Annotated in this window: 6 protein-coding genes; 1 reads left to right on the forward strand and 5 read right to left on the reverse strand. The window is 39.0% G+C overall.

What is annotated here, in order from left to right; translation table 11 throughout:
- The first annotated feature begins 8 nt into the window (after positions 1-8).
- Positions 9-2,075: an NACHT domain-containing protein gene (locus BC008_RS30355; RefSeq protein ID WP_058184154.1), complete on the forward strand. Its 2,067-nt coding sequence runs from the start codon at positions 9-11 to the stop codon at positions 2,073-2,075.
- Positions 2,076-2,440: 365 nt separating this feature from the next.
- Here the strand turns inward: BC008_RS30355 and typA are convergent, their stop codons facing one another.
- The 5 genes from typA to BC008_RS30380 all read right to left on the reverse strand — a co-directional run bounded on the left by typA (position 2,441) and on the right by BC008_RS30380 (position 9,812).
- The gene (gene typA, locus BC008_RS30360; protein ID WP_027844191.1) at positions 2,441-4,231 is read right to left on the reverse strand and encodes a translational GTPase TypA; all 1,791 of its coding nucleotides are present in this window, start codon (positions 4,229-4,231) and stop codon (positions 2,441-2,443) included.
- Positions 4,232-4,893: 662 nt separating this feature from the next.
- Positions 4,894-6,912: a flotillin family protein gene (locus BC008_RS30365; protein ID WP_027844740.1), complete on the reverse strand. Its 2,019-nt coding sequence runs from the start codon at positions 6,910-6,912 to the stop codon at positions 4,894-4,896.
- A gap of 12 nt (positions 6,913-6,924) precedes the next feature.
- Complete coding sequence (locus tag BC008_RS30370; RefSeq protein WP_027844739.1) at positions 6,925-7,617, reverse strand: OB-fold-containig protein; 693 nt, start codon at positions 7,615-7,617, stop codon at positions 6,925-6,927.
- 326 nt (positions 7,618-7,943) lie between these two features.
- Positions 7,944-8,813: an alpha/beta fold hydrolase gene (locus BC008_RS30375; RefSeq protein ID WP_027844738.1), complete on the reverse strand. Its 870-nt coding sequence runs from the start codon at positions 8,811-8,813 to the stop codon at positions 7,944-7,946.
- Positions 8,814-8,924: 111 nt separating this feature from the next.
- Positions 8,925-9,812, reverse strand: a complete 888-nt coding sequence (locus BC008_RS30380; protein WP_027844737.1) for a helix-turn-helix domain-containing protein — start codon at positions 9,810-9,812, stop codon at positions 8,925-8,927.
- Between the last annotated feature and the right edge of the window lie 308 nt (positions 9,813-10,120).

Genomic DNA, 10,120 nt, shown 5'->3' on the forward strand with positions numbered 1-10,120 from the left:
TCTGATTTATGAATCAGTTACCACCTGATAATTCTGATTCACAACAGCCTTCTGATGATTCATCTCAAAAGCAACAGGCTGATACTTCCAGATGGGATAATGTAGTTCAAGGTAATCAAAATCGAGTTGTTCAGGGTGATGGCAATCAAGTAATTGAAGGGGATAACAACCAGATTAGCCACACCCATATTTACCAAAGTCAGCAGGAAGCTTCCCCAAGACCACAACTCACCCGACAAGAATACCAAAATCGTCAAGCATTACTCACTAAAGTCAAGAAATTCTGGGTCAAGGGAGTTTTGGAAAAATCCCTTCGTAACCAGGTGCTGATTGAGTTTGGTTTAGACGATAGACCAGATGCGATCGCTAGTTCTTGGGAGGTTATTCTAGAAACTGAGGACTCTTCACCTCAACCCCTTCCGGAAGGTACTAAGGTTATTGATATCTTTGACGAAATTGGTGCAGGACGAACGCTACTAATTTTAGGGAAACCAGGGTCAGGAAAAACCACAACGTTACTCGAACTCAGTCGCGATTTAATTACCCGTGCTGAACAAGACATTAATCTGTTAATTCCTGTAGTTTTTAACCTCTCCTCTTGGGATAAGCAACAGAAGATAGCCGATAAGCAACAGACGATAGCCAATTGGTTAGTGGAAGAACTGAATAGTAAGTATGATGTACCTAAAAAAATTGGAAAAGCCTGGGTAAAGCAGCAGCAACTACTACCATTGCTTGATGGTTTGGATGAAGTAAAGGCGGAACATCGAGACGACTGTATCAAGGCGTTGAACCAATTCAAGCAGAATTATGGTGTTGAACTGGTGGTGTGCTGTCGGATTGAAGACTATGAATCTCTTTCTAACCGTCTGGAATTTCAACGTGCAGTTTATTTGAAGTCGCTGACCCCAGAACAAATCTATCATTACTTGGATAGTGTCAGGACTAATTTGACGGGGTTGAAAGCATTAATTCAATGGGATAGGGTATTACAAGAGTTGGTACAATCACCCTTGATGCTCAATATTATGACTCTGGTTTATCAGGGAGTAGCGGTTGAGGATTTGCCTAAAACTGAGGTGCTAGAAGAACGGCGCAAGCAGCTATTTGATAATTATATAAAACTGATGCTTAAGCGCCCTAATCGCTCGAAGGTTCAAGACAAATACTCACAAACCCAAACAAAGCGCTGGCTGATTTGGCTGGCACAGAAGATGGTTCAGAGGTCGCAAACAGTATTTTTAATTGAGCAAATGCAGCCAACTTGGTTAAAAAGTAGAGCAAAAAATTTTTACAGGCTAAGTCTTGGAACCATATTTGGAATTTTATTTGGGTTGATAAATCTATTGGCATTTACTTGGATGGCTGGACTGATACATGGATTAATATGGGGAGGAATATACTTAATTATTGGAATATTCGCTGGATTATTTTTAAAAGAAATCACGACAGTTGGAATTATTCAAGTTAACTGGAAAATAATCTTAATTCCCCCTTTAAAATTTGGAGTAAGTTTTGGGCTATTTATGGTGTTTTTTGATGTGCTATATAATTTAATGCATCAAGGGCGATTGCCAGATTTAGTACATATGCTGACATTTTTTTTGAAGGGTTCGCTATTTTTTGGGATTATGTTGTTATTGCAGAGAGTACTTCCTCAAATAGGAAGAAATATAGAATACTTTGTAATTGAAAAAACAACAAATCCCAATCAAGGTATTTGGAAATCACTTCAGAATGCATTGATGATATCTGTCAGTCTCTGGACACTTACTGGATTCGCAGTGGCACTAATAGCAAGACCTGAGGAGATAGCAATGAGATGGTTTAGTTTTAGCAACTATGGATTTGGTGCTGGGCTAGTTCTTGGAGGTGCGACTTGCATTCAACACTTTATCCTCCGCTTTATCCTTTACATCAATAATAACATCCCTTGGAATTATGGCCGCTTCCTCGACTACGCCACAGAACGCATCTTCCTGCAAAAAGTAGGTGGCGGCTATATCTTTATTCATCGAATGTTAATGGAACACTTTGCCCAAATGCAGCTTGAGAGCAGAAACCTTCAAAGCTGATTCCATTTCTGATATCGCATAATTTCTAAAGTTACTTTACTAATCCCCAATCGCCAGTCGCCAATCCCCAAATATAAAATATTGAATTTACATAAATTAATAGTAATTTTTGTGTAAAGAAGTTAAGATCGTACCACGGGCTTAACCAGGGCATTTTCAATGGTTTGCCAGACTACAAAGATAAAGAGAGATAAACAGGTTTTACAAGCGTTGTTTTTTAAAAATTGGCTGTAATGGCATCTACCACTGATAAATAGTTAGTAATTATCGGTTTGGCGAATAGAAAATATGATAAAGGGTAAAGGTTTGGGATTCCGAACCTCTACCCTTAATTTTTCCTAGGTATGTTTACGAGTTAAGTATTTTTACCGTCTCGCCAACTTCTTGGACATCTTACGCAAACGAATTGACTCGGGAGTTATTTCCACTAATTCGTCTGGCCCAATGTATTCCAATGCTCTTTCCAAGCTCATTTCTACGGGTGTTTGCAATTGGACCAATTCATCTCCAGTTGCAGAACGGTGGTTTGTTAACTGCTTGGTTTTGCAGACATTCAAGTCTAGGTCTTGAGGACGGTTATTTTCCCCAACTATCATTCCTTTGTAAACTTTAGTACCTGGGGTAATAAAGAAGGAACCGCGATCCTCAGCATTTTTCAGAGCGTAGAAAGTTGCAACACCTTCTTCAAAAGCAATTAAAACGCCATTACGACGGGTAGTAATTTCACCAATAATCGGACGATAATCCAGAAAACTATGGTTCATGATACCGTCACCGCGAGTGATACGCATGAATTCACCCCGGAAACCAATTAAGCCACGGGCGGGAATTACGAATTCTAGTTGGGAGCGTCCGTTACCACCCATTTGCATGTCTTGCATTTCGCCTTTACGCTGTCCGAGTCGTTCAATACAACCACCTACAGCTTCTTCAGGAACATCAAGAACTAAAAGCTCGTAAGGTTCGCAAGGTTGTCCATTAACTTCACGGTAAATTACCTGTGGCTGGGACACTTGGAACTCATAACCTTCCCGGCGCATGGTTTCAATTAAAATACCCAAGTGAAGCTCGCCACGACCGGAAACTTTAAATTTATCGGGGGAGTCGCTTTCTTCAACGCGCAAAGCAACATTAGTTTCCAATTCCCGCATTAGGCGATCGCGAATTTGGCGAGAGGTAACAAAGCTACCTTCTTTACCAGCAAAGGGCGAGTCATTAACCGAAAAGGTCATTTGTAATGTCGGTTCGTCGACTTTAATTAGTGGTAAAGCTTGGGGTTCGTTAGGACAAGTGATAGTTTCACCAATGTTTGCATCTGCAAAACCAGCAACAGCAACCAGATTTCCTGCGGATGCTTCTTCCATCTCAACGCGCTTGAGACCTTCAAAGCCCATTAGTTTACTAATTTTGGCTTTGACAATTTTGCCATCTTCTTTAACTAAAGCGGCTTGTTGTCCGGCCTTAATAACACCGTTATGAATTCTACCAATTACGATTCTACCCAGATATTCTGAGTAATCTAGGGTTGTAACCTGTAATTGTAATGGTTTTTCTGCATCGCCGACTGGGGGTGGAACGTGGCGCAACACAGCTTCAAATAAGGGTTGCATATCCTTGGGTTCATCATCCAAGTCATTTTTGGCGTAACCGGAAAGACCAGAAGCGAATAGGTAGGGGAAATCACACTGATCGTCATCAGCACCTAATTCTAAGAATAAATCTAATACCTTATCGACTGCACCATGGGGGTCTGCTTGGGGACGGTCAATTTTGTTAACTACAACAATTGGGCGCAATCCTTTTTCCAATGCTTTCTTTAACACAAAACGTGTTTGTGGCATTGGACCTTCGTTAGCATCAACAATAAGGATACAGCCATCTACCATACCGAGTACCCGTTCGACTTCGCCACCGAAATCGGCGTGTCCGGGAGTATCAACAATATTGATTAATGTTTCTTGATAGCGAACAGCTGTATTTTTAGAAAGAATAGTAATACCCCGTTCTCTTTCGAGGTCGTTGGAGTCCATGACGCAATCAGGAACGTCTTCCCCTTGACGGAAAATGCCGGACTGTTTCAGTAGAGAATCAACGAGGGTTGTTTTGCCGTGGTCAACGTGGGCAATAATGGCGACGTTACGAATTGAGAGCGTCATAGGAACATTCCAGAAATGCGGGTAATATAACTTAATATTGTGATCCAGCTCTTAATAACAGAATTCGGAAAATTTTGCTAATTCTGTAAACAAGCCTTAATAATTCTATCTCAATGTTAACGATCCACGTAAATTTTTGAAAGCAAAACTTTGGGGTTTAAAGTGGCGAAAAGTAGGTTAAATCACTACAAATAGAAGATTGAAGGCTAATATATGTATCACTTACAATTTTTTTGGTAAAAATTATTTAATTAATCATCCTAAAGTAGCTACATTGACTTTCACTGTTATGCGATTTTAATGGGAACTACTGAAATTATTTCTCTTATTACTACTCGATGAAGTTCTCATACCGATTCAATAAATTATTGCAACAGATCCTTCGATAGAGACCTTGCATGCAAGGTCTCTACAAAATATATCTGTCTCATTATTTTTCCAAATTGGTATAATGTTCAAAACATGTAATATTAGTTACTAGTGGTATGGATTGTTCAGTATCCAGAACCATGTTTTTGTTGTGTTAGGGACTTCCAAAAAATAATTTATACCATTATTTGTTGACTGTAGGGGCGCACCGACGTGCGCCCTGACAAGTCGTATGTTTTTTTACTGAAAGTCCCTTAGAGACAGCCTAACCCAACTTACATCAATTTAACTGCTTATTCTTTTGTAGTGTAATGACTTTCGAAAGCTTCTGAATCAACATGAGAGTCATTGTGGCTATAACTGGATACAGGTATGTTATCTGCAACTTTCTGTAAGTGTGTTTCTGGTTTGGCTCCATCTTGATGATGTATTAACTGCCCAACTTGAGATATTAATTCTCCTAATTTACCTTCTTCCAGTAGGTTATTTATCATGGAAATACCACTGGTTGAGAGAAGTAACTTATTAATATCGTCTACGCCTTTGCCATTATTATTCGCTCCTGGAAAAGAATAAATTCTGATATTTCCTAAAACTCCTGGTTGTGGTGCCAATGAGTGGACGATTTCTGGTAGTTTATCTGAAAGTTCCGGCCAGATGGTAGTGATAACTTGAGCACTTAAACTGGCATTACTAATGGTGTTTTCAGCAGTAATTTTTGCTTGTATACCTTCAGCTTCAGCTAAAGCTCGAATGCGTTCGGCATCTGCAAGAATACGAATTGATTCGGCTTCAAGTTCTGCAGCTTGTTGAGCAATTTCAGCTTGTCTGCGACGACGAAAAGCATCAATTTCAATGACGTTGCGATCGCCGATATTTTTTTCTTGGGCTTGTTCTTCGGCAGCTATTATAGATAGACTCTTACTGCGTTCGGCTTTTTCGATTTCACCGGCGGTCTTAACTGATTCTTCTGCTTTGGCTTGTTCAGCTTGTGCGACAAAAGTTTCTCGTTTTTTGTTCGCAATTGATATCGCGACTTCTTCTTGTGCGAGTCTTGCAACTTTTTCTGACTCCGCAATTTGCACTTGTGCTTGTAACTTGTTAGATTCTACGGTTTGTTGGCGGGTAACTTCTGCTAGCTCTGCTTCTTGTTTTTGATGGATTTGTGTAACCTTTAGTTTTTTGTTACGGTCTTCTAGGGCAATATCAGCTTCAATTTGGCTTTGTTGTACGGATAACTTCTTACGAATTTCCTCTTCTTCTACCGATTTATCCTGCAAAATTTTGCTGCGAAGGGTGGCTGCAGCTTCTTTATCTTTAGCTTCTTGAATTTCCCGTTGTCTTTGTGCTGTCAGGGCTTCAACTTGCAACTTTTGCTCTAATTCCGCTGTTTCTTTTTCTTGAGCAATTTGTAGAGATCGCTTTTGAGCATCTAGTTCTTTTTGCTCAATAGCTACTTGGGTAGTCAATTCCACTTCGCGCTTTTGTTGAATTGAGCGTTGAATAGTTTCTGTACGCAGACGCACTCCTTGAGCATCAAAGAAATTATTGGTGTCGTAGGTGTCGCTTTCTTCGATTTCGGAAATTGCAATGTTGTTAAGAGTTAAACCTACTTTCTTTAAGTCTTGCTGAGTCAAGTTCAAAACTTCTTCAGCAAATCCTAACTTGTCGGAATCTATTTCTGCTAAAGTTTTCTTCTTCGCAGCAGCCCTAATGGCATCATCAGCACGGGTTTCTAGGGCTTCTGTGATGTCTTCGGCTGAGATTTTACCTTGTCTGGAAAGTCGTGCGGCAGCAATTAGCACATCTTCTTCACTGGCATTTATGCAGACATAAAAAGTTACCCGCATATTTGCCCGTAAATAGTCTTGAGTACGAACTGCTAGTTTACCGGTACGCTCGACATTAATGGAAATTTCTCGTAACGGTACCCGTGTGAGTTCGTGAAAACCTGGTACCACAATGCAACCACCATTGAGAACTACGGTTTTCTTTTTCACAAAAATACCGCCAGTTCTCACAAAAGCCTCGTTATTCGGAGTAATCACATAAATCCGCGTATAAGACCAAATACTCAGTAATATGAGTACGATGATACCCGCGATTAACCCAGGGAAAACAAAGGCTTCATCGATTTGATTGAGGATTGGTTGGGTAGAAATTTGAGCAATATAGGGTGATGTTTCTACTGGTTTCTCAGCAATTAAAGTAAGTGATGTAGATGTATCATCACTAATATTGTACTGTTCTCCCACCAAGGTATTTGTAGGTGGTAGGGGTAATAATTCAATGAAAGTTAACCAAAACAGCATTTTCTTTAATATTTATTTCATTCTTATTTTTTTCTTAGTTAGATTCAACCAACGATCTACATCTGGAGTGTCTTTAGCGATGACAGAATAAATGTCTTGCTTTCGATTTATGACAATTACTCGTTCGCCATGGTGGGGAATAACTTTTGCCCATTTTGGGATAGTGGCATTAATAGTCACTAAATTGCCACTTTTATCAATTACATCTATTTGACCGATTCTATCGTTGTCTTCGGTAGGTATAGTCGCAGAACAGACAGTACCATTACGACCAATCAAGCGATCGCTACTTGTATCTTCGCCAAATTCTGCAAAAATTCTCCCCATTGGTCGTGCAATCAGTCCCCCGATCAATAAAGCGATGAATAGCGACAACAACAAGACTATTCCGTTCCAAATACCACTGGGAATTTGATTGAGGATGCTCTCTAGCCAAACATTTAACATCCAGCCAGATAAGCCCCATAAACTCAAATCAGTTGCTAGTAATAAAATCAAGGGGGCTTTACCAACACCAGCCCATCCCAGCAAAAATCCTAAATTAAAATTACCTTCTCCGCCTAAGTCTAGGTCAGTGTCAATATCAGCATCAACATCAACATCGATGTCTTCGTCTCCACCACCGGAAAAAATCACAAATAGAAATAGCAAAACTCCCATGCCCAAAAATAGCCAGTAGGGCATGTTAGCTGAATTAAACAGCATGATGCTTAGTGGTAAATAATATTTGGCTGGTAAATTTCCTACTTATAACTTTGGTTTACCTAACTTCAGTGTAGCTATTTTTATTTGAAGGAGATCGAAAAAATAACAGTTATTTACAGTCAATAACGAGGATATATAGATGTAGAATTTTAAGATTAATTAGAAAATGAAATATACCAAAATAAATCTCAGCATAGTTCCCCTATCCGGTATATGAGCAAATATTTTGGTATGGATCGAACTTACCCACTTGTTACCAATTTATGATGGTTTGAGATCATTTTTTTAGGTTGTGATTACCTGATCGCACTGCTGTGTAAATTTTGTTATATATGCTTCCCAAGCCAATTCAATATTAACTGGTTTGTACGTTCTGGCTGCTCAAGCATAAACCAGTGCCCTGCACCTTCAATACATTTATACTGCCATTGTGCAGATATATATTGGCCGGAATTTTTCATTTGTGATTCCCACATGAAGTCATCTTTATTACTCCATATTCCCAGTGTGGGAACTTTAATGGTCAGCAAGTCTGGAATTTGTCCTGTAAGTACGGCTAATAAATACTCAGGAACCTGATTAGCTTGCTCTAATCTTTGCATATTCTCAAACACACCTGATTTAAGTCCATTTTCCACAATTAAATCCCGATTTGGATGACTGCGAAGAACTTCCCGAAAGAAATAACCATTATTTGCTCGGTAAAGTTGAGGTGCAATATCTTGGGTATTTAAGAAGTAAATCCATTGCATTTGTAGGTTTTCAGTAGATACTTTTAAAAATTCTCCTAAATGACCTACAGACATAGCTGTGTAGCTTTTCAAATTCAAGTTTAAATTTTTAGAGTGGGAAGCAAGCTCCCATCCCAAGACAGCACCATAATCATGTGCAATACAATGAATTTTTTCTAATCCAAGTTTTTCTACAAGAGTGACAAAATCATTTAGTAGATTAGCTAGTTTATAACGTTCTATCTTTTCAGGTGCTTCGCTCAAACCATAACCAAGCAAATCTGGACAAATGACTCGATATCCAGCCTCTGCTAAAGCAGGAATTTGTTTTTCCCACATTAAACTATTATCTGGCCATCCGTGAATTAAAAGAACGCATTCTTCCCCCACTCGAGAATCTCGCACGTGGTATTGAGCGCCATTTAGTTCAACATAAGTCGCACTTAAAGTATTAATATCAAACATTTTCTCAATTCCTTCCAATTATTGAAGCATCTTGAGAATAGCTGGACACTTTTGAAGGTTTCGTTCCTATTCTTGCTATTTTGAACGTATTCTTGCTAAATATTCTGTTTACTAAAGATTCCGAAATGTTTTGGGCGAAATTCCAACAATCCTCCGAAAATGGTGACTGAAATGACTTTGATTTGCAAAACCACATGCAAGAGCAATATCAACTATTCTGAGATTGGATTGCTTGAGAAACTGCTTTGCGCGTTCAATTCGACGACGAATTACATATTGATGGGGTGTAATATGCATCGCTTCCTTAAATAAACGGCAAAAATGAAAAGTACTAATACCAGCAATTTGAGCTAAATCTTCTAGCCGAATATCTGTTTCCAAGTAAGTTTCAATAAATTCCAATACTTCTTTCTGACTTCTTCTAGATAAACCTTTCCAATTTGGAATCTTTTTTTGAATAATCGAAAAGTTGCTGAGAATATGAACTGCAAGCGATGTACCGAATGACTCGCCATATAAGCTTCCTGCGGGACATCCTGCTGATAAATCTGACTTGAGTGCAGTAACAATTACTTGAATTGTTGGGTCGAATATTTGCCATTTGGGTACAAAATCAACGCAATCTTTCTCCCAGATTTCCTGAGATATTCCCTTAAAAAAAGTTGGCTCAAATACTATTACCGTAAAACTTGTTGGTATTTCCCAAGTGGTCCAATGCTTAGTGTAAGCTGGACAAAAACAAGTTTCACCACCTTGAAGTCCATAGGAAAGATGGGTTTTACCCATACGTCGTTCGTGAAGCGAGCAAGAATTAATATCCATAATTTCCAACGCATGTTGTTGGAAGCTAGATTCGGGAGATTCACAACCTGGATGCTGGTGATAGTGAGCAAGCATTAAATTACTCCAATTTGCACCCTGACTCGTTAACTTAGGTGGTGCAGGTAAAATTTGAGTTAGAGCTTCAGCTTTGGTCAGGTCTAAACTTTGCTGCGTCATTTTTTTTACTCGTAGATTAGTCCGAGCACTCTATAAAGCAATTACTATGCTTGGCTTGGACTTAAACTAAATTTATTTTTGATTGTTGAGCTAGTACTCGATTGCAACAGGTATGCACTGAACTTTACCATGCTTATTGTATTAACGCTGATAATAAAAACCAAGTAGTTCCAGCCAGGGTTTCACAGACAAACAAACTTCTCAAAGTTAGTGTAATCGACTACTAGAATTACCCGAATATAGTTGAATTACAAGTTAATTTTCACCATATATCTTGTTGTTCGTGGACGAACGCGTTATTTGAATTG

Origin of the sequence: Mastigocoleus testarum BC008, assembly GCF_001456025.1 — a bacterium.
In the GTDB taxonomy this organism is placed as follows: Bacteria; Cyanobacteriota; Cyanobacteriia; order Cyanobacteriales; family Nostocaceae; genus Mastigocoleus; species Mastigocoleus testarum.